Origin of the sequence: Rhodovulum sp. PH10, from assembly GCF_000293785.1 — a bacterium.
In the GTDB taxonomy this organism is placed as follows: domain Bacteria; phylum Pseudomonadota; class Alphaproteobacteria; order Rhizobiales; family Xanthobacteraceae; genus Rhodoplanes.
This window is the reverse complement of sequence record NZ_AKZI01000166.1, coordinates 1-18832: the sequence shown is the minus strand read 5'-3', so window position 1 is coordinate 18832 and position 18832 is coordinate 1. Positions and strand designations below refer to the sequence as shown.

General features: G+C 69.3%; 19 protein-coding genes and 1 tRNA gene. 13 read left to right on the top strand and 7 right to left on the bottom strand.

The annotated features are described in order from the left end of the window. Positions 1-101 precede the first annotated feature (101 nt). The 4 genes from A33M_RS24725 to A33M_RS20455 all read right to left on the bottom strand — a co-directional run bounded on the left by A33M_RS24725 (position 102) and on the right by A33M_RS20455 (position 3330). Entirely contained in the window at positions 102-263 is a 162-nt protein-coding gene (locus A33M_RS24725) for a hypothetical protein (RefSeq protein ID WP_008391434.1), read from the bottom strand. Beyond that, positions 230-2383: a CRISPR-associated helicase/endonuclease Cas3 gene (locus A33M_RS20465; RefSeq protein WP_008391432.1), complete on the bottom strand. Its 2154-nt coding sequence runs from the start codon at positions 2381-2383 to the stop codon at positions 230-232. Before A33M_RS20465 ends, A33M_RS24725 begins: the two co-directional genes overlap by 34 nt. 310 nt (positions 2384-2693) lie before the next feature. Continuing rightward, positions 2694-2769 (bottom strand) — tRNA-Ala (locus A33M_RS20460). A gap of 153 nt (positions 2770-2922) precedes the next feature. Continuing rightward, positions 2923-3330 (bottom strand): TIGR02300 family protein, encoded by a 408-nt coding sequence (locus A33M_RS20455; protein ID WP_008391430.1) that lies wholly within the window; start codon positions 3328-3330, stop codon positions 2923-2925. Positions 3331-3582: 252 nt separating this feature from the next. Here A33M_RS20455 and aroA point away from each other — a divergent pair, with 252 nt between their 5' ends. Then, positions 3583-4959 carry a 3-phosphoshikimate 1-carboxyvinyltransferase gene (gene aroA / locus A33M_RS20450; RefSeq protein WP_008391429.1) on the top strand — a complete coding sequence of 459 codons (1377 nt, stop codon included), beginning with the start codon at positions 3583-3585 and terminating at the stop codon, positions 4957-4959. A gap of 30 nt (positions 4960-4989) precedes the next feature. Further along, positions 4990-5655, top strand: coding sequence for a (d)CMP kinase (gene cmk, locus A33M_RS20445; RefSeq protein ID WP_008391425.1), 666 nt, complete (start codon positions 4990-4992; stop codon positions 5653-5655). 591 nt (positions 5656-6246) lie between these two features. Here the strand turns inward: cmk and A33M_RS20440 are convergent. The 3 genes from A33M_RS20440 to A33M_RS20430 all read right to left on the bottom strand — a co-directional run bounded on the left by A33M_RS20440 (position 6247) and on the right by A33M_RS20430 (position 9028). Continuing rightward, positions 6247-7053 (bottom strand): transglutaminase-like domain-containing protein, encoded by an 807-nt coding sequence (locus A33M_RS20440; RefSeq protein WP_008391423.1) that lies wholly within the window; start codon positions 7051-7053, stop codon positions 6247-6249. A 189-nt stretch (positions 7054-7242) separates the two neighbouring features. Continuing rightward, positions 7243-7812 carry a ubiquinol-cytochrome c reductase iron-sulfur subunit gene (petA, locus tag A33M_RS20435; RefSeq protein ID WP_008391420.1) on the bottom strand — a complete coding sequence of 190 codons (570 nt, stop codon included), beginning with the start codon at positions 7810-7812 and terminating at the stop codon, positions 7243-7245. Between the two features lie 190 nt (positions 7813-8002). Continuing rightward, positions 8003-9028, bottom strand: a complete 1026-nt coding sequence (locus A33M_RS20430; protein WP_008391418.1) for a transglutaminase family protein — start codon at positions 9026-9028, stop codon at positions 8003-8005. Between the two features lie 588 nt (positions 9029-9616). On the opposite strand from A33M_RS20430, the gene rpsA reads away from it, so the two are divergent. From rpsA to accD, 11 genes are all read left to right on the top strand, one after another. Further along, positions 9617-11335: a 30S ribosomal protein S1 gene (gene rpsA / locus A33M_RS20425; RefSeq protein WP_040622209.1), complete on the top strand. Its 1719-nt coding sequence runs from the start codon at positions 9617-9619 to the stop codon at positions 11333-11335. A 296-nt stretch (positions 11336-11631) separates the two neighbouring features. Beyond that, complete coding sequence (gene sppA / locus A33M_RS20420) at positions 11632-12612, top strand: signal peptide peptidase SppA (protein ID WP_008391414.1); 981 nt, start codon at positions 11632-11634, stop codon at positions 12610-12612. An 82-nt stretch (positions 12613-12694) separates the two neighbouring features. Further along, on the top strand, positions 12695-13018 hold the full coding sequence (locus tag A33M_RS20415; protein WP_008391412.1) for an integration host factor subunit beta: 324 nt from the start codon (positions 12695-12697) through the stop codon (positions 13016-13018). After that, positions 13015-13380 carry a LapA family protein gene (locus tag A33M_RS20410; RefSeq protein ID WP_008391409.1) on the top strand — a complete coding sequence of 122 codons (366 nt, stop codon included), beginning with the start codon at positions 13015-13017 and terminating at the stop codon, positions 13378-13380. The genes A33M_RS20415 and A33M_RS20410 overlap by 4 nt, the downstream gene beginning before the upstream one ends. 361 nt (positions 13381-13741) lie before the next feature. Next, positions 13742-14035, top strand: a complete 294-nt coding sequence (locus A33M_RS20405) for a hypothetical protein (RefSeq protein ID WP_008391407.1) — start codon at positions 13742-13744, stop codon at positions 14033-14035. 38 nt (positions 14036-14073) lie between these two features. After that, the gene (locus A33M_RS20400; RefSeq protein ID WP_052027151.1) at positions 14074-14388 is read left to right on the top strand and encodes a HepT-like ribonuclease domain-containing protein; all 315 of its coding nucleotides are present in this window, start codon (positions 14074-14076) and stop codon (positions 14386-14388) included. A gap of 38 nt (positions 14389-14426) precedes the next feature. Further along, complete coding sequence (locus A33M_RS20395; protein ID WP_040622206.1) at positions 14427-15071, top strand: phosphoribosylanthranilate isomerase; 645 nt, start codon at positions 14427-14429, stop codon at positions 15069-15071. Positions 15072-15233: 162 nt separating this feature from the next. After that, on the top strand, positions 15234-16454 hold the full coding sequence (gene trpB, locus A33M_RS20390) for a tryptophan synthase subunit beta (protein WP_008391402.1): 1221 nt from the start codon (positions 15234-15236) through the stop codon (positions 16452-16454). Continuing rightward, positions 16454-16753, top strand: a complete 300-nt coding sequence (locus A33M_RS20385; protein ID WP_008391400.1) for a virulence protein — start codon at positions 16454-16456, stop codon at positions 16751-16753. The genes trpB and A33M_RS20385 overlap by 1 nt, the downstream gene beginning before the upstream one ends. A gap of 2 nt (positions 16754-16755) precedes the next feature. Beyond that, positions 16756-17607 carry a tryptophan synthase subunit alpha gene (gene trpA, locus A33M_RS20380; protein WP_008391399.1) on the top strand — a complete coding sequence of 284 codons (852 nt, stop codon included), beginning with the start codon at positions 16756-16758 and terminating at the stop codon, positions 17605-17607. A gap of 25 nt (positions 17608-17632) precedes the next feature. Further along, complete coding sequence (gene accD, locus A33M_RS20375; protein WP_040622213.1) at positions 17633-18568, top strand: acetyl-CoA carboxylase, carboxyltransferase subunit beta; 936 nt, start codon at positions 17633-17635, stop codon at positions 18566-18568. Positions 18569-18832: the final 264 nt, after the last annotated feature.

The following is an 18832-nucleotide window of genomic DNA, read 5'->3' as shown; positions in this document are numbered from 1 at the left end:
CAGAAATTCGGTGCGTCGTCCAGAGCTATCCGCGCACAGGTCTCATAACTAAAGGTTGTAATTCTCACTATGTCCCGATGCACCCCGTGCAAGCGCCACGGCTACACGATCCATGACCTCGTCTCGTCGTCCTCCCACACGAGGCCCTCCTCGACGGAGTAGAGGTCCTCGGCGCGCAGAACGGCGAACTGCTGCGCCGGGTCGGCGAACGCGACGTCGCCGTTCCGGATCAGCCGGGCGCGGTCGGGCGGCGGCACCTGCACGAGGTGGCTCTGCAGCCGGCGCGCCGCCGCGCCGGCCCGAGCCAGCCACCGCGCAAACCGTCGAGCGCCGTGCGGGCCTCCTCGGCGACGGCGACGATCACCGGCGCCATGCCGCTCTCGATCAGCCGAAAATTGTCGCCCACGGTGCGGTAGGCGAAGTCGAGCCCGAGCCGATCGGCCTTGAAGCAGTCGAGCACCGCGCGGGTCTCGGACGACGCTTCCCCGCCGATCCGCATGCGGTCGAGCCCGTCACCCGTCTGCCAGTAGACCTCGCGAAAATAGTGATCGATCGCCGCGAGCGAGGTCGGATCCGGGTGCTTCGCTGCGGTGCGGGCCATGGCGGCGGCGAAGGCGGCGATCTCGCGCGGTGGCTTCGCCTCGGCGGGCGCGAACACGGTGACGATGCCGTCCTCCGCCGGGCTGCGGCCTTCGCGGTTGCAGCGGCCCGCCGCCTGAAGAATCTGGTCGAGCCCCGCCTCGGCTCGCCACACGCGTGGAAAGTCGATGTCGACGCCGGCCTCGATCAGGCTGGTCGCGACCACCCGGCAGGGCCGTCGCGCGGCCAGCGTGGCGCGCACGTCCGCCAGGATGCGCCGTCGGTCGGCCGCCGTCTGGCGCGTCGTGAGATGGACCAGCCCGTCCAGTCCGGCAGTCTTTGCGGCACGGTAGAGGTCGAGTGCATGTCGCCGGCTGTTGACGATCACCAGGCCGCGCTCGACACCGGCGAGCTCGGCCACCAGGTCGTGGTCGGCGAGCGGCTCGGTCGCCCGGCGCAAGGTCGTTCGCCGCAGCGCGCGCCGTAGGCGGTCGGGCTCGGGTGCCAGCTCGCGCTCGTCCGTCAGCCGAAACCCGTGCTCGAACCTCGGAGCGGCGAGCGCCGGCCGGGTGGCGGTGCAGAGCACGATGGTGGCGCCGTAATTGCGCGCCAGCTCGTCCAAAGCCACCACTGACGGACGCAGCACATGCAGCGGAATCGCCTGCGCCTCGTCGAGCACGATCACCGCGCCGGCCAGCGAAGCGATCTTGCGGCAGCGCGAGGGCTTGGCCGCGAACAAACTCTCGAGCAGCTGGACATTGGTGGTGACGACGACCGGCGCCGCCCAATCCTCCATCGCCCGCCGCATCTTGCCCTGGACGCTCGCAGCGCCGGTCTCGTCGTCCGCGGCATCGATCGCCGAATGATGTTCCAGCACGATCTCGTCGCCGAGGACACGGCGAAAGACGTCCGCGGTCTGGTCGACGATCGAGGTGAACGGGATCGCATAAACAATGCGGCGCAGCCCGTGGCGGCGCGCGTGGTCGAGAGCGAAGCCGAGCGAGGCCAGCGTCTTGCCGCCGCCGGTCGGCACCGTGAGCGTGAACACGCCGGGCGCCAGCGCGGCCTTCGCCCGAACGTGCGCCAGGATCTCGGCCCGCAGGCGGTCGAGTGGCGTGTCGTCCGCGCCGGCTGCGAGCGCGGCCATGTGGGCATCGAAGCGCGCGAGGAGGGCGTCCACGATCTCGGGCAGACGCGGCCACGTGCGGTCGACGGTCCTGCCCTCCAGCCCCGCGTAAAACGCCTCGGTGTCGCGGTAGTCGGCATCCACCAAGCAGGAGAACACCATCCGGCCGAGCAGTGCGAGCTGGAAGGCGCGAACGCGACTGTCCTTGCTCTCGTGAGCCTCGAAGCCGCGCGGCGACGGCGACCCGTCGAGCGGAGGAACGTCCTGCCTCCACGCCGGGTCGAGCGCGTGCAGCTCCCCTGTCAGGCGCGCGTCGAGCGACGCGCCGCCGCTGCCACGATCCGGCAGGCCGGTGTGGTGGCCGGCGATGCAGAACGCGGCGAGCTCGGCGGCCCATCGATCCGCCGGGGACCACGACCGCCCGATAATTTCGCGAGCCCCGGCCGTGGCGTGGTCCGGCCCCTTGGCGCGCGTGCCGGCGATGTAGGCCTGGAACGCGGGTGCGTACTTGCCGAGGTCGTGGAGCCATCCGGTGAGTTCCGCGAGCGACCCACCACCGAACACGGCGGCCCGCTCGGCGGCGAGACCTGCGACGGCGCGAAGATGATCGGCAAGCCCCTGCCAGCGGTCGCGGTCGAGCCCCTCGGCGGAGTGCGCGAAATGGCGGCACGACGACATCGTTGTCCCCGACGGTTGCTGCCGGGCGACAGTATCGGAGAACCGAAACGAATCGGAACGATCGAAAGGCCGTAGGACGTGCGACTCTCGGCGGGAGGGGCCGCGGCGGTACGAACGGCCGAATCCCCCACGTCGAATGGATGCGCCCGTTCGAATCGGGCACCGAATTCGAGCAGGCCGTCGCTGCGGAGCTATTCTCGGCACGACGTGCCGGCGCGAGGCGGATGTCGCCGTGGCGCATCCCCGAAAGCGAACTCCGAAGCGCCGAGACCGGCGCTCGCCTCGCTCTGTCGATTTATTCGGGGAGAATTGGTGGAGCCAAGGGGAGTCGAACCCCTGACCTCTTGAATGCCATTCAAGCGCTCTCCCAACTGAGCTATGGCCCCACGCTGTCGGTGCGGCTTGGGTCCCGCACCGGGTCCGGGTCCTCGTCACGCCTAGTGGCGGGGCGGGGTCCGGAGCGGCTCACCGAGCGAGTCGGCGGCCGGCCGTTCTGAAACCACACTTCGCGGCCGACCTCAAGTCGTTTCGACGAGAAATCAACTTTCCTCCTCGTCGTCGATGTCGCCACCGAGGATTTCCGACACGTCGGTGTCCTCTTCCTCGCTCTCGTCGATGAAGGTGTCGTCGTCGTCGATCGAATCGTCCATCTCGACGTCGTCGTCCACGTCCCCCTCGTCGCCGGCCGGTGCCTTCTTGGCGCCGGTCGCCTCCGCATCGGCCTCCTCGAGCGACACGAACTCGGCCTCCTGGGTCTCCGGCAGGTCGCCGTCCTGGGTCTGCGTGCCGCGGGCGGCGGCCTCCGGACGACCACCACGGGGTGTCAGGGCCGTCACCTCGAACACCACGCCGCATTTCGGGCAGGTGATCGGATCGTTGTTGAGGTCGTAGAACTTCGCGCCGCAGGAAGCGCAGAGGCGTTTCGTACCGAGCTCGGGTTTTGCCACGGTCGGATATCCTTGGAACCGGGTGAAAAGCGGACACTCCCCTTGGCGAGTCGCCGCGGCGGTGTCAATAGCGACGGCCGACCTTGGGGTTAGCCCCAGGCCGGATGCGCTCGCAGCCGAATGCGGCGATTTTCGCGCGCGTCGCCGCGTTTCGCGGCGGATCGGCCGGGGCAGGCCAGATTCCGGTGGGCGCCCGGGCCAAAGCCCGATAATCAGTCCCGGTTCCAGAACCGGAGGCCGTCGGAAAGCGCCATGTCGTCCGCCCCCATGTCGTCCGCCCCCATGTCTTCCGCCCACCCGTCCGTTGCGCCGACCGCCGTCACCGCCCGCGCCGGCGGTCCTCTGCGGGGCACCGTCCGCGTGCCCGGCGACAAGTCGATCTCGCACCGGGCGCTGATTCTCGGCGCGCTGACGGTCGGCCGCACCGTGATCACCGGGCTCCTCGAAGGCGACGACGTGTTGCGCACCGTGCAGGCGATGCGGCTCCTCGGCGCCACCGTGACGCGCACCGGGCCGGGCGCCTGGACGGTCGAGGGCGTCGGCGTCGGCGGCTTCGCGGCGCCGCCCGAAACGCTCGACTTCGGCAATTCCGGCACCGGCTGCCGGCTGGTGATGGGGGCGGTCGCCGGCTCGCCGGTGACGGCGACCTTCGACGGTGACGCCTCGCTGCGGCGCCGGCCGATGCGGCGCATCCTCGATCCGATTCTCCGCATGGGCGCCGAGGTGCTCGCGGCGGCCGAAGGCGACCGCCTGCCGATCCGGCTCGCCGGCGCGCGCGACCCGATCCCGACCCTCTACGAGACGCCGGTGCCGTCCGCGCAGGTGAAGTCGGCGGTGCTGCTCGCCGGCCTGTCGGCGCCGGGCGAGACGATCGTGGTCGAGCGCGAGGCGACGCGCGACCACACCGAGCGGATGCTGGCGCATTTCGGCGCGAGCGTGCGGGTCGAGCCGGACGGGCCGCACGGCCGCCGCATCACACTCACCGGCCAGCCGGAGCTGTCGCCTGCGCCGGTCGCGGTGCCGGCCGACCCGTCGTCGGCCGCGTTTCCGCTGGTCGCGGCGCTGATCGTGCCGGGCTCCGACCTCGTGCTGTCGGGGGTGATGACCAATCCGCTGCGCACGGGGCTTTTTGCCACGCTGACGGAGATGGGCGCGTCGATCGAGCCGGTCGCGGTCAGGCGCGACGGTGGCGAGGAGATGGCGGATTTCCGGGTGGAGTTTTCCACGCTGCGCGGCGTCGAGGTGCCGGCCGCGCGCGCGCCGGCGATGATCGACGAGTATCCGGTGCTCGCGGTCGCCGCCGCCTTCGCCGAGGGGCGCACGGTGATGCGCGGGCTGAAGGAGCTGCGGGTGAAGGAATCGGATCGCCTCGCCGCCACCGCCGATCTGCTGCGGGTGAACGGCGTCGCGGTCGAGATCGACGGCGACGATCTGATCGTCGAAGGGCGCGGCCGGGCGCCGGGCGGCGGGCTGGTCGCCACCCACATGGATCATCGTTTGGCGATGTCGGCGCTGGTGATGGGGCTCGCCTCGGAAAAGCCGGTCACGATCGACGACGCGGGCTTCATCGCCACCAGCTTTCCGGGCTTTCTCGACACGATGAAAAACCTCGGCGCCGAGATCGGGTGATTCGAGCGGGTGCTTCCAGCGGGTGCTTCCATGATCATCGCCATCGACGGACCGGCGGCCTCCGGCAAGGGCACGCTGGCGAAACGGCTCGCGGCCCATTACGGGCTGCGCCATCTCGACACCGGGCTCCTCTACCGCGCGGTCGGCTGGGCGGTGCTCACGGCCGGGCGGCCGCTCGACGACCGCGCCTGCGCGGTCGGGGCCGCGGCCTCGATCGACCCGCAGAACTTCGACGAGGAGGCGCTGAAGAGCCAGAAGGCGGGCGAGGCGGCCTCGATCGTCTCGGCCTATCCGGAGGTGCGCGCGGCGCTGGTCGATTTCCAGAAGAGCTTTGCCGCGACGCCGCCCGGCGCGGTGCTCGACGGGCGCGACATCGGCACGGTGATCTGTCCCGACGCCGACGTGAAGATTTTCGTCACCGCCTCGCCGGAGGAGCGGGCGCGCCGTCGTTTTCTGGAGTTTCGCTCGAAGGGGCTTTCGGTCGACGAGGCGGAGATTCTGGAGGACATCCGGCGCCGCGACGCGCGCGACACGGCGCGCGCGGTGGCGCCGCTGAAGCCGGCGGACGATGCCCGGGTGCTCGACACCACGACGCTCGATATCGCGGCGGCCTTGGCGGCGGCTCTGGAGATCGTGGAAGAGGGGCGAATGGCGAGGAGGGAAGGGGGCGAATGGCGAGTGGCGAATAGCGAGTAGGGAAGAGGGCGAAAAGCGAATGGCGAATAGCGAGTAGGGAAGAAGGCGAATGGCGAGTGGCGAGTAGGGAAGAAGGCGAATGGCGAGTCGCGAATAGCGAATTGCGCGCGCCGCCGTCTTTCACCGACTTCAGCCGGCCACTTCACCAGTCGCTATTCGCAACTCGAATCGGTGCGCGACTGCAACGAGTTTCCCCTCATGGTGAGGAGCGGCCGCAGGCCGCGTCTCGAACCATGAGGCCGTCCTCGCCCTTCGAGACGCCGCCTTCGGCGGCCCTCAGGGTGAGGACGGAGAGAGGTTCTTTCGATTGTGCGGGCCGTATCACCACTCACCACTCACCACTCACCATTCGCTATTCGCAACTCGAATCGGTGCGCGACTGCAACGAGTTTCCCCTCATGGTGAGGAGCGGCCGCAGGCCGCGTCTCGAACCATGAGGCCGTCCTAGCCCTTCGAGACGCCGCCTTCGGCGGCCCTCAGGGTGAGGACGGAGAGAGGTTCTTTCGATTGTGCGGGCCGTATCACCACTCGCCACGCACCACTCGCTACTCGCTATTCGCCACTCACCACTCGCTACTCGCCACTCGCTCGTCACCCCACCTCCTCCGTGATCACCTTGAAGGTGTGCAGGTCGGCGCGGCCGAAAGCGGTGGAGATCGCCACGTCGGTCGCGTCGCGCCCGCGCGCCATCACGATGCGGCCGATGCGCGGCACGTTGTGGCGGGCGTCGAAGGTGTACCAGCGGCCGCCGAGATAGGCCTCGAACCAGGCGGAGAAATCCATCGGGTTGGGATCGATCGGCACGCCGATGTCGCCGAGATAGCCGGTGCAGTAGCGCGCCGGGATGTTCATGCACCGGCAGAAGGTGATCGCGAGGTGCGCGAAATCGCGGCACACGCCGCGCTGCTCGGCATGGCCCTCCGCCGCGGTGCGGGTGGCGCGGGCGTGCGAGTAGCCGAAGGTGAGCCGCTGGTGCACGTAGTCGCAGATCGCCTGCACCCGCGCCCAGCCGGGCGGCGTGGCGGAGAACAGCGACCAGGCGGCGTCGGCGAGATGCTCGGTGTCGCAATAGCGGCTGCCGAGCAGATAGACGAGCGTCTCGTCGGGCAGCTTCTCCACCGGGATCTGCTCGGCGTCCGGCACGATCGGATCGGGCTCGCCGGAATCGCGGATCACGAAATCGGCCGACATGCGAAACACGCCGCCCGGCGCGACCACGCGGGTGCAGGCATTGCCGAACATGTCGCGATAGCTGCGGTGCTCGACCGGCGGATCGAACCGGATCTTTTGCGGCGTCTCGAGGTCCGCCTCGCGGGCGGCCTCGACACCGAGCAGAAGGATCAAGGGGGTGGGGGCAGGGCAGTCGAAGGCGATGTCGAAACCCGCACGGATCTTCATGCGCAAACGCTTTCCGGTTCGAAATGACACGGGACCATCAGGCAAGCCGGATGCCAAATGCGCAGGTCGGCCGTCTCGTTCCCGCGCTGCAGCGAAGGCGGCTCGGGCGCGCCCCGCCGAGGCGCGACGAAAAAAGGCCGGCGCGCGGCCGGCCTTTCGTCGTGTCGTCGACGAACGCCTGCGCCGGCGTCAGGCGGTGCCTTCCTCGCCGATCCGGATCGTGGTGTCCGACACGAAGCTGTAGGGCGGCAGATCGAGATTGCGCGGCGCCGGGCCCTGCCGGATGCGGCCGGCGGTGTCGTAGACCGAGCCGTGGCACGGGCAGAACCAGCCGCCATAGGCGCCCTCGTGACCGATCGGGATGCAGCCGAGATGGGTGCAGATGCCGATCACCACGAGCCACGGCTCGTGGCCCGGTTTCGTGCGGTCGGCGTCGGAGGCGGGGTCTGGAAGCTGGTTCAGCGGGGTGTCGCGCGCCGCCGCGACCTCCTCGGCGGTGCGGTGGAAGATGAAGATCGGCTTGCTGCGCCAGGTCACCTTGACGATCTGGCCCTCGGCGATCGGCGTGAGATCCACCTCGATCGGCGCGCCGGCGGCGACGGTGGCGGCGTCCGGGTTCATCGAGGACAGGAGCGGCCACACCGTGAGCGCGGTGCCGACCGCGCCGACCGCGCCGGTGGCGACATAGAGGAAATCGCGGCGGCTGGCGTCGCCGGAGTTTTGCGGGTTCTGCGAATGCGTCGGAGCGACTGCGGGCATCGGCTGTCGGTCCCTCGGTTGGAAGACGATCGTGCCGGAGCGGCTTCGGAAAAAACCTCCCCCGCCAGGGGAGATGGTCGCCGGCCACCGCAGGAGCAAGGCCGGCGCGCCGTTTCGCCGCGCCGCAGCGGTCACACCCGCGCGATCGGCCGGACGGCGCGCACGATCACGTGTCGGATCACGCGCCCGATCACGCGCCGGCGCAGGCGCGCGGCCCGGTGCGGTCCGTCGCGCGGCTCTCCGAGGCTTCCGGATGCGACGTCGGGTCGCCGCTCGTCGCATCGTGCGACGTGTCGTCGTGCGAGGTGTCGTCGTGCGACGTGTCGTCGTGCGACGTGACTTGCACCTCGACGGTCATGCCGAGCGAGTCGTCGCAGCCGCCGCGATAGGTGCCCGACAGCGGCACCGCCTGCGCCGGTGTGCGGGCGACCGCGACGCGCACGAGATCGCGATTGCCGACGATGCCGTTGGTCGGGTCGAACTCGATCCAGCCGGCGCCCGGAACGTACACCTGGCACCAGGCGTGGGTCGCCCCGCCGCCGAGCCGCTGCGGGCCGTCGCGCGAGGGCACGTAGAGGTAGCCCGACACGAACCGCGCGGCGAGGCCGAGCGCGCGCATCGCCTCCATCATGAACAGCGCGAAATCCCGGCAGGTGCCGCGCCGCAGCCGCAGCGTGGTCAGCGGGTCCTGGGTGCCGTGCTCGGTGCGGCGGTTGTAGGCAAAACTCTCGCCGATCGCCGAGCCGAGCGTCATCAGGAGGTTGCCGGTCGGGGTCGGGTGGCCCTGCCGCAGGAAGCGCTGCGCCCAGCGGGCGACCTCGCCGGTCGGGTCGACGTGCTGGCGGGTGATGAACGGCAGCAGGTCCGGATATTCCTCCGGATCGTAGGAAAACGGGTAGGTCTGAGCCCAATCCTCGGCCTGGAAGTCGAGCGGGTCGGGATAGTGCTTCACCTCGATGCCGCTCTCGAAGGTCAGCTCCTCGGCGTCCTCCTCGAAGCGGGCGAGGGCGACGCAGTTGCCGAACGGGTCGTGCACCCAGCGCAGGCTCGCCGGCCGCGGGGTGATGCGCAGCGAGGAGGCGAGCAGCCGCTGGTCGTAGGAGTCGCGCGGCCGGAACATCATGCGATGCTCGCCGAACCCGACCGGCCGCCGGTAGCGGTAGGTGGTGACGTGCCTCACCTTGAAGATCGTGGTGGTGGTCGGGTCGGCGGTCACGGCGTCCGGAGCCTTCGATGTGTTCGGCGACGGGTCCGGCGGGCCCGCGACGCGAGGCGCGGTCTCGCCGGGTGATGCGCATGCGTGCGCTCTGCCGGGACCGGCGTGTCGGTCGTCCGGCGTGTCGGTTCTCGAACTTAATCGGGAATCGCGAATTTTCGACCCTCGCGGCGCGATTCTCCCGGCTTTTCCGGCCTCGTGTTTCTCGCCCGGCCGGCGAGCCGGCCTTGCTCGACACCCACCCGATACGATATAGACGCCAACGTCCGGGCCGCCGACTACGTCGAAGCCGCCCGAGCGGAGCATGCGGGACGTCCCGCCCGAGGGTGAAAAACCCCGGAGCGGGGCTTTCGTGCATGTCGGAACGGTTCCGTCGGAACCGGTCCCGCTCCCGCGACCCCGTGCGGCCGCGGCGCCCGGAAATCTCGTCCCGACCGTTCGGTCGATTGGGCCGGCCCACCCTCCCGGTCTTCCCCCGCATTCGGGGGAGGGCGACAGGGGTGGCAGCCGAAGGCTACGGGGCCTTCGGCCCGGACCGTCGGGGCGTTCCTTCACTCCAGCCCGCCGGCCGTCCCGTCAGGAGACTTCATGGCTCAAACCGCTCAAGCCACGACTGCCGCGTCGCCGATGCGCGAAGATTTCGCGGCCATGCTCGAGGAATCCTTCACCCAGGGCAACCTGCAGGAAGGCACCGTCATCAAGGGGACCGTGGTCGCGATCGAGAAGGATCTCGCGGTCATCGACGTCGGCCTCAAGACCGAGGGGCGGGTGCCGCTCCGCGAGTTCCAGGCGCCCGGACGGCAGAACGAGATCAAGGTCGGCGACACCGTCGAGGTCTACCTGGAGCGCGTCGAGAACGCGCTCGGCGAGGCCGTGCTGTCGCGCGACAAGGCGCGCCGCGAGGAGAGCTGGGGCAAGCTCGAGAAGGCGTTCCAGAGCAACGAGAAGGTCTCCGGCGTCATCTTCAATCAGGTGAAGGGCGGCTTCACCGTCGATCTCGACGGCGCGGTGGCGTTCCTGCCGCGCTCCCAGGTCGACATCCGCCCGATCCGCGACGTCACCCCGCTGATGAACGTCCCGCAGCAGTTCCAGATCCTCAAGATGGATCGGCGCCGCGGCAACATCGTGGTGTCGCGCCGCACCGTGCTGGAAGAGACCCGCGCCGAGCAGCGCCAGGAGCTGGTCCAGAACCTCGAAGAGGGGCAGGTGATCGACGGCGTGGTCAAGAACATCACCGATTACGGTGCGTTCGTCGACCTCGGCGGCATCGACGGCCTCCTGCACGTGACCGACATCGCCTGGCGGCGGGTGAACCACCCCTCCGAGGTCTTGAACATCGGCCAGCAGGTCAAGGTCAAGATCATCAAGATCAACCACGAGACCCACCGCATCTCGCTCGGCATGAAGCAGCTTCAGGCCGATCCGTGGCAGGGCATCGAGGCCAAGTATCCGGTGGCGACCCGCCTGATGGGCCGCGTCACCAACATCACCGACTACGGCGCGTTCGTGGAGCTGGAGCCGGGCATCGAAGGCCTGATCCACGTCTCCGAGATGTCGTGGACCAAGAAGAACGTCCATCCCGGCAAGATCGTCTCCACCTCCCAGGAGGTCGAGGTGCAGGTGCTCGAGGTGGATCCGGTCAAGCGCCGCATCTCGCTCGGCCTCAAGCAGACCATGCGCAACCCGTGGGAGGTCTTCGTCGAGAAGTATCCGCCCGGTTCCGTGGTCGAGGGCGAGGTCAAGAACAAGACCGAGTTCGGCCTGTTCCTCGGGCTCGACGGCGACGTCGACGGCATGGTCCATCTGTCGGACCTCGACTGGAAGCGCCCCGGCGAGCAGGTCATCGAGGAGTTCAAGAAGGGCGACCACGTGCGCGCCCAGGTGCTCGACGTCGACGTCGAGAAGGAGCGCATCTCGCTCGGCATCAAGCAGCTCGAGGGCGACCCCTTCGCCGAGGCCGGCGACGTCCGCAAGGGCGCGGTGATCACCTGCGAGGTGACCGACGTGAAGGAAGGCGGCATCGACGTGAAGATCGTCGGGACCGACCTCGCCGCCTTCATCAAGCGCTCCGAGCTCGCCCGCGACCGCTCCGAGCAACGCCCCGACCGCTTCGCGGTCGGCCAGAAGGTCGATGCCCGCGTCACCCAGTTCGACCGCAAGTCGCACAAGGTGCAGGTCTCGATCAAGGCGCTCGAGGTGGCCGAGGAGAAGGAGGCGATCGCCCAGTACGGCTCGTCCGACTCCGGCGCGACGCTCGGCGACATTCTCGGCACCGCCCTCAAGCGGGCCAACGAGAAGAAGGACTGACCGGCCCTTTCCGGCACCGGTCCTTTTTTCTTCGACGATCTCGGAAGGGCGGGGGAGACCCCGCCCTTTCTGCGTTTCGGGCCTCGCTCCGTCGGTGCCGTGCTCGCCGCGGGCGGAGCGAAAAACCTCGGATCACCCGGAACGAGCCTCGAGAAAACGCTCGACGGGGGAAACGGATTCGTCGGACATTCGTGCGACGGGCGCGGGTGCCCCGTTTCGCCTTCGCCTCGCCGAATTCGTGTCGGATGGCGGAGGCCAGCCGATCTCCCTTCGCTCTCCTGCCGAGGCCATCACCGATGTCGTTCGATGCCGATACCATGGTCGACCGCCGCCGCATGCGGCGCAAGCTGACGTTCTGGCGGGTCGTCGCCGTCGCGGTCGCGGTGGTCGGCATTCTGGTGGCGGCCGGGGCGGTGCGCGGGCGCGCGGACCTCGGCTTCGCCGGCGGCGACCGGATCGCCCGGGTGACCATCTCCGGGGTGATCCGCAACGACCGCGATCGCGTCGAGGCCCTGCAAAAGCTCGGAAAGGCCAAGTCGGTCAAGGCGGTGGTCGTTCATATCGACAGCCCCGGCGGCACCACCGCCGGCTCCGAGCAGCTCCACACCGCGCTGCGCGAGCTGGTCGCCAAGAAGCCGACCGTGATGGTGGTGGACGGCATGGCCGCCTCGGGCGGCTACATCGCCGCGCTCGCCGGCGACCACATCATCGCCCAGGGCAACGCGATCGTCGGCTCGATCGGCGTGCTGTTCCAGTATCCGAACGTGTCCGACCTCCTGAAGACGCTCGGCGTGAAGGTCGAGGAGGTCAAGTCGTCGCCGCTCAAGGCGGCGCCGAACGGCTTCGAGCCGACCAGCCCGGAGGCGCGCGCGGCGATCGCCGCGCTGGTCGCCGATTCCTACGACTGGTTCCGCGATCTCGTGCGCGAGCGGCGCAAGCTCGACCCGGACATTCTCGGCAAGGTCACCGACGGGCGTGTCTTCACCGGGCGGCAGGCGGTCGAGCTGAAGCTGATCGATGGTCTCGGCACCGAGGAGACCGCAGTGGAGTGGCTCGCCAAGACCAAGGGGATCGACGCGAAGCTTCCGGTCAAGGACTGGGACCTCGAGCGTGACCTCGGCGAGCTGTCGTTTCTCCATCTCGGCACCGCCGCGCTCGACGCGGCCGGGCTGGGCGGCCTCGCCCGGACCCTGGCAGGAACGGGGACAATCCAGTCTTTAGAGACCCTTAGTCTTGACGGCTTGCTGGCGCTTTGGCACCCTCGCGCGGCGGATTGACGGCACGGCGCGGGGTTTTACGGCCTCCGCTGCGGTGTCGATCGCGGCGGGGGACGTTCGGGGCGCCGATCGGCGGAACAACATGATCAAATCGGAACTCGTCCAGCGGATCGCGGCGCAAAATCCGCATCTTTATCAGCGGGACGTCGAGAACATCGTCAACGCCATCCTCAACGAGATCACGGCGGCGCTGGCGCGTGGCGACCGGGTGGAGCTGCGCGGCTTCGGCGCCTTCTCGGTCAAGGAGCGGCCGGCCCGCACGGGGCGCAATCCCCGCACCGGTCAGCACGTCGAGGTCGACCAGAAGTGCGTGCCGTTCTTCAAGACCGGCAAGGAAATGCGGGAGCGGCTCAACCGCTCCGACATCGACGACGATTCATCTCCATCGAAAGACATTGCATCATGATTCGCAGGACACTCGCCGTCATCGTCCTCGTGCCGCTGGCGATCGTCGTGGTGGCGCTCGCGCTGGTCAACCGGCACACGGTGCCGGTGTCGCTCGATCCGTTCAGCAACGGCGACCTCGCCAATGCGGTGCAGGTGCCGATGTTCCTTCTGGTGATCGGCCTGCTGGCGGTCGGCGTGTTGATCGGCGGCATCGCCACCTGGCTCGGCCAGGGCCGGTGGCGCCGCACCGCCCGCCGCTCGCAGTCGGAGCTGCGCCAGGCCCGCGCCGAGATCGGCGACCTCAAGCGCCGCCTCAACGAGGTCGAGGACGACGCCCGCCGCTGGCCGCCGCGCGCCGCCCTGCAGCGCCCGGCCGCCTGAGGCGGCGGCAGAGACTGCCGGTGCCGGCCGGCCGCCGAACGGCGCGCCGGCACCAGGGCCTGTGTCGGTGCCGGCGCCGGAGAGCGCGGCGCAACGCGCCGACGGACCGGTGCCGTTCGGCCGATCGCCTCGGACGGTGCCGACGGCCGACGCGAGAGCCACGATCCACGGCCTACGACTCACGACCCGCGCTCACCACACATGGGCCGGCCGCAGGCCGCTGTTTTCGCCGGCAGTCGTGCCCATATCCGGTGCGAGCCGGGAAACCGGGGCGTGAGCGAGCCGGAGCCGGGCGCCGGCGAATGCCTCGCCCCGTGCCTGCCGGTCTTCCGCAACGAGCCGGGGCGGCGGAGGGCGTCCGATGAACGCACCCGACATCAATCGCGCGATCCTGCGCATGCACGTCGCGGCGATCGAGGGCCGATATCCGCTGACGTTCACCGGATTGCTGCCGGAAGGCACGGCCGCTCACATCCCCGCCGCGGGCTCGCTCTCGTTCCTCGCCGTGAAGAAGCCCGGCCTCAGCCTGCTCGATCTGGCGAAAGCCGAGGTCGAGCTCGGTGATCTGCTGGGCCGGCCGGTGGGGATCGTGCTGCGGAGCGGGTTGAGGGACCGGGAGGCGGTCGAGCTGCCGGCGCTCGCGGAGCCGCTTTGAGCCGTCCGGTCGGGGATCGTCTCCGTGACGCGCGAAACATGGCCGAGCACGCCGCACGGCTGGGGACGTGCGAGCCGGCCGTGTTCACCGACGCGGAGAGCCCGGAGCGCCGCTTCGCAGCCGTCTTTTGCCTGATCGTCATCGGGGAGGCGTTCAACCAAGTGCCGGCCGCCGTGCGGGCTCTGGCCCCCGAGATCCCAAGGCGCGCCGCGATCGATATGCGCCACATTCTGGTGCACATGTATTGGCGGATCGATTTCGCCACCGTCCACGCCGTTCTCCGGAACGACTGTCCGTCCCTGGTCGAATCCCTCGATCGGCTTTCGATACTGCTCGAGTCGACGGCCCCGTGATCCTCGCCCTATGGTCCAAACGTCGTGACCTTCGTCCCATGACCCTCCTCGTCAAAATCTGCGGGCTCACCACGCCGGAGGCGGTGGAGGCGACGGTCGCCGCCGGCGCCGACATGGCCGGCTTCGTGGTCTTCCCGCCGTCGCCCCGCCATCTCGACCTCTTGCACGCCCGCGACGTGGTCGCCCGTGCGAACGGGCGGCTGCACAAGGTGGCGCTCACGGTCGATGCCGACGACGCGCTGCTCGCCGCGATCGTCGACGCCCTGAAGCCGGACCTCCTGCAACTGCACGGCAAGGAGAGCCCGGCCCGCGTCGCGGCGATCAAATCCCGGTTCGGCATTCCGGTGATGAAGGCTTTGCCGGTCGCCGAGGCCGGCGATCTCGCGGCGGTGGCGGATTATGCCGGCATCGCCGACCGGATCCTGTTCGACGCCCGGGCGCCCAAGGGTGCGACCCGGCCCGGCGGGCTCGGCAAGGCGTTCGACTGGCGCCTCCTGGACGGGCTCGAGGCGGGGCTCCCGACCATGCTGTCGGGCGGGCTCGACCCGCATAATGTCGCGCAGGCGCTGAACATCACCCGCTCGCCGGCGGTCGACGTGTCGTCCGGGGTGGAGAGGGCGCCGGGCGACAAGGATCCGGAGAAAATCGCCGCATTCGTCCGCGCCGCCCGCGCCGCGGTCTAGACCGCCGCCCGCACCGGCGCTTGCTTTCCAGACGGCCGGCAGGGTGCTAGCAAGGGGCCCGAGACCACGATGTGACGGCCGGTCGGCGCCCGTGCGGCGCGCCCGGACCGGCCGCCGGCGGCCCGCAGCTTCGAGCACCCGAAAAATTTCGTCAGGCATCGCATGACCATTCCGCAGACGCCGAACTCGTTCCGCACCGGACCCGACGAGCGCGGCCATTTCGGCCTCTATGGCGGCCGCTTCGTCGCCGAGACCCTGATGCCGCTGGTGCTGGCCTTGGAGCGCGCTTATGCCGAGGCCAAGGCCGATCCCGCATTCAAGGCGGAGATGGACGGCCACCTCGCGACCTATGTCGGCCGGCCGTCGCCGCTCTATTTCGCCGAGCGCCTCACCACGCATCTCGGCGGCGCCAAGATTTACCTGAAGCGCGAGGACCTCAACCACACCGGCGCGCACAAGGTGAACAACGTGCTCGGCCAGATCATGCTGGCGCGCCGCATGGGCAAGCCGCGCATCATCGCCGAGACCGGCGCCGGCATGCATGGCGTCGCGACCGCAACCCTGTGCGCGAAATTCGGCCTCGACTGCATCGTCTATATGGGCGCGGTCGACGTCGAGCGGCAGCAGCCGAACGTGTTGCGCATGAAGGCGCTCGGCGCCGAGGTGCGGCCCGTCACGTCGGGCTCCGCCACCCTCAAGGACGCGATGAACGAGGCGCTTCGCGATTGGGTCACCAATGTGCGGGACACCTTCTACTGCATCGGCACGGTCGCCGGGCCGCACCCCTATCCGATGATGGTGCGCGACTTTCAGTCGGTGATCGGCATCGAGGCGAAGGCGCAGATGCAGGCGGTCGAGGGCCGGCTGCCGGATTCGCTCATCGCCTGCGTCGGCGGCGGCTCCAACGCGATGGGGCTTTTTCACCCGTTCCTCGACGACGCGTCGGTGGAGATTTATGGCGTCGAGGCGGCCGGCCACGGCATCGCCAGCGGCGAGCACGCGGCCTCCATCACCGGCGGCCGGCCCGGCGTTCTGCACGGCAACCGCACCTATCTCCTGATGGACGGCGACGGCCAGATCGAGGAGGCGCACTCGATCTCCGCCGGCCTCGATTATCCGGGCATCGGGCCGGAGCATTCCTGGCTGCACGACATCGGCCGGGTGACCTATCTGTCGGCGACCGACGAGGAGGCGCTCGACGCCTTCAAGCTGTGCTCGCGCCTCGAGGGCATCATCCCGGCGCTCGAGCCGGCGCACGCGCTCGCAAAAGCGGTCGAGATCGCGCCGAAGAAGCCGAAGGACCATTTGATGGTGATCAACCTCTCGGGCCGCGGCGACAAGGACCTCGATTCCGTCGCCCGCCATCTCGGGGGGCAGTTTTGATGTACGCGATCGCCTTCGATCTCGACGTCAGCATTCTGCGCCGGACTTACGGCGACCCTTACAACAACGCGTATTTCGAGGTTCGTCGCGAGCTCGAGACGCTCGGGTTCAAATGGACCCAGGGCAGCGTCTATCTCTACGACGGCGAGTCGACCCTCACGGCCGTCTACAAGGCGATCGACACGCTGCGGGCGATCGATTGGTTCCGCCAGTCGGTCCGGGACATCCGGGCCTTCAAGGTCGAGGACTGGTCGGACTTCACGAGCGTCGTGCGCGGGGGCAACGGGGGACCACACTGATCATGACCACCCGCATCGACAATCGCTTCTCGGCGCTGAGGCAGCAAGGCCGGGCCGGCCTCGTCACCTTCGTCACCGCCGGCGATCCCGACGAAAAAACCTCGCTCGCGATTCTCCAGGCGCTGCCGGGCGCCGGCGCCGACCTGATCGAGCTCGGCATGCCGTTCTCCGATCCGATGGCCGACGGCCCGACCATTCAGGCCTCCTCGCAGCGTGCGCTGAAGCACGGCCAAACGCTGGCCAAGACGCTGGCGATGGTGCGCAGCTTTCGCGCGAACGACGACGCCACGCCGATCGTGCTGATGGGCTACTTCAACCCGATCTACGTCTACGGCGTCGCGCGCTTCCTGGCCGACGCGAAGGCCGCCGGCGTCGACGGTCTGATCGTGGTCGATCTGCCGCCCGAGGAGGACGACGAGTTCTGCGGTCCCGCGCTCGCGGCGGGCGTCAGCTTCGTGCGGCTGCTCACCCCCACCACCGACGAGAAGCGGCTGCCGGTCGCGCTCGAAAACACCTCGGGCTTCGTCTATTACGTCTCGATCACCGGGGTGACCGGCACCGCGACGCCGGACTTCGAGGCGGTCGGCAAGGCGGTCGCCGCGGTCAAGGCGAAGACGCCGCTGCCGGTCGCGGTCGGCTTCGGCGTGCGCACCGCGGCGGATGCCGCCGCGATCGCCCGCAACGCCGATGCGGTGGTGGTCGGCTCGGCGGTGGTCGGCGCCGTCGAGGCGAGCCTGGACGAAGCCGAGCGAGCGACCGAGAGGACGGTTCCCGCCGTCGCCGCGCTGGTGCGCGAGCTCGCCTCGGGTGTGCGGGGCGCACGCACGGCCGACGCGGCGCCGGGCGCGAAGTGAGCGGAAGGCCATGGACAATCATCCGATGAACTGGATCTCGAACGTCGTCCGCCCGAAGATCCGCGGGTTCCTCAACCGGCGCGAGGTGCCGGAAAATCTCTGGATCAAGTGTCCGGAGACCGGCCAGCTCGTCTTCTACAAGGACGTGGAGGCGAACCAGTTCGTCATTCCCGGCTCGAACTATCACATGCGGATGAGCGCCACCGCGCGCCTGAAGTCGATGTTCGACGGCGAGACCTGGTTCGATGTCGGCGTGCCGGCGGTGCCGGTCGATCCGCTGAAGTTCCGCGACGCGCGTCGCTACACCGACCGCCTCAAGGACGCCCGCACCAAGACCGGCCTCACCGACGCGGTGAAGCTCGGCTACGGCAAGCTCGAGGGCTTGCCGGTGGTGATCGGGGCGCAAGAATTCGACTTCATGGGCGGCTCGCTCGGCATGGCGGCGGGCGAGGCGATCATCGCCGGCATCGAGACCGCGATCGACAAGCAGACGCCGTTCGTGCTGTTCGTCTCCTCCGGCGGCGCGCGCATGCAGGAGGGCATTCTCTCGCTGATGCAGATGCCGCGCACCACGGTCGCGGTGCAGCGCCTGCGCGAGGCGAAGAAGCCCTACATCGTCGTGCTGACCAACCCGACCACCGGCGGCGTCACCGCCTCCTACGCGATGCTCGGCGACGTGCATCTCGCCGAGCCCGGCGCGCTGATCGGTTTCGCCGGCCCGCGGGTGATCGAGCAGACCATTCGCGAGCGCCTGCCGGACGGCTTCCAGAAGGCCGAGTATCTCAAGGCGCACGGCATGGTCGACATGGTGATGCATCGCCACGAGCTGAAGCCGACCATCGCCCGGCTGTGCCGCCTGCTGACCAAGCAGCCGGCGCCCGAGCCGCCGGCCAATCTCCCGGCGGTGGCGTCGTCCGACGAGCCCGATGAGCCGGTGCCGCCGCCCGAGCCGGTGGCGTGAGGGACTCGTCCGCTCGTGCTCGAGATGCCGCGCTGCGAGGTGCTTCCTTCACCTCTCCCCGGCGGGGAGAGGTCGGAGACCGAGCGATAGCGAGGGCTCCGGGTGAGGGGGTGCCGAGCCGTCCGACCGGTGTCGTCACTCCTCACGTCGGTCGCGAGCGGCGCTCCCGCCCGATCCTCTCCCCATGGGAGAGGGTCATACCAGCGGCGGGAAACCATGACCTCATCCTGAGGGTCGCCGAAGGCGACGTCTCGAAGGATGAGG

Coding starts and splice junctions, on each gene's coding strand:
- A33M_RS20410 (WP_008391409.1), top strand. CDS start 13,015: ATGATTCGCAGGACACTCGCCGTCATCGTCCTCGTGCCGCTGGCGATC.
- A33M_RS20440 (WP_008391423.1), bottom strand. CDS start 7,053: ATGAAGATCCGTGCGGGTTTCGACATCGCCTTCGACTGCCCTGCCCCC.
- trpA (WP_008391399.1), top strand. CDS start 16,756: ATGACCACCCGCATCGACAATCGCTTCTCGGCGCTGAGGCAGCAAGGC.
- rpsA (WP_040622209.1), top strand. CDS start 9,617: ATGGCTCAAACCGCTCAAGCCACGACTGCCGCGTCGCCGATGCGCGAA.
- accD (WP_040622213.1), top strand. CDS start 17,633: ATGAACTGGATCTCGAACGTCGTCCGCCCGAAGATCCGCGGGTTCCTC.
- A33M_RS20405 (WP_008391407.1), top strand. CDS start 13,742: ATGAACGCACCCGACATCAATCGCGCGATCCTGCGCATGCACGTCGCG.
- A33M_RS20400 (WP_052027151.1), top strand. CDS start 14,074: ATGGCCGAGCACGCCGCACGGCTGGGGACGTGCGAGCCGGCCGTGTTC.
- A33M_RS20385 (WP_008391400.1), top strand. CDS start 16,454: ATGTACGCGATCGCCTTCGATCTCGACGTCAGCATTCTGCGCCGGACT.
- aroA (WP_008391429.1), top strand. CDS start 3,583: ATGTCGTCCGCCCCCATGTCGTCCGCCCCCATGTCTTCCGCCCACCCG.
- sppA (WP_008391414.1), top strand. CDS start 11,632: ATGTCGTTCGATGCCGATACCATGGTCGACCGCCGCCGCATGCGGCGC.
- trpB (WP_008391402.1), top strand. CDS start 15,234: ATGACCATTCCGCAGACGCCGAACTCGTTCCGCACCGGACCCGACGAG.
- cmk (WP_008391425.1), top strand. CDS start 4,990: ATGATCATCGCCATCGACGGACCGGCGGCCTCCGGCAAGGGCACGCTG.
- A33M_RS20465 (WP_008391432.1), bottom strand. CDS start 2,383: ATGTCGTCGTGCCGCCATTTCGCGCACTCCGCCGAGGGGCTCGACCGC.
- petA (WP_008391420.1), bottom strand. CDS start 7,812: ATGCCCGCAGTCGCTCCGACGCATTCGCAGAACCCGCAAAACTCCGGC.
- A33M_RS20395 (WP_040622206.1), top strand. CDS start 14,427: ATGACCCTCCTCGTCAAAATCTGCGGGCTCACCACGCCGGAGGCGGTG.
- A33M_RS20415 (WP_008391412.1), top strand. CDS start 12,695: ATGATCAAATCGGAACTCGTCCAGCGGATCGCGGCGCAAAATCCGCAT.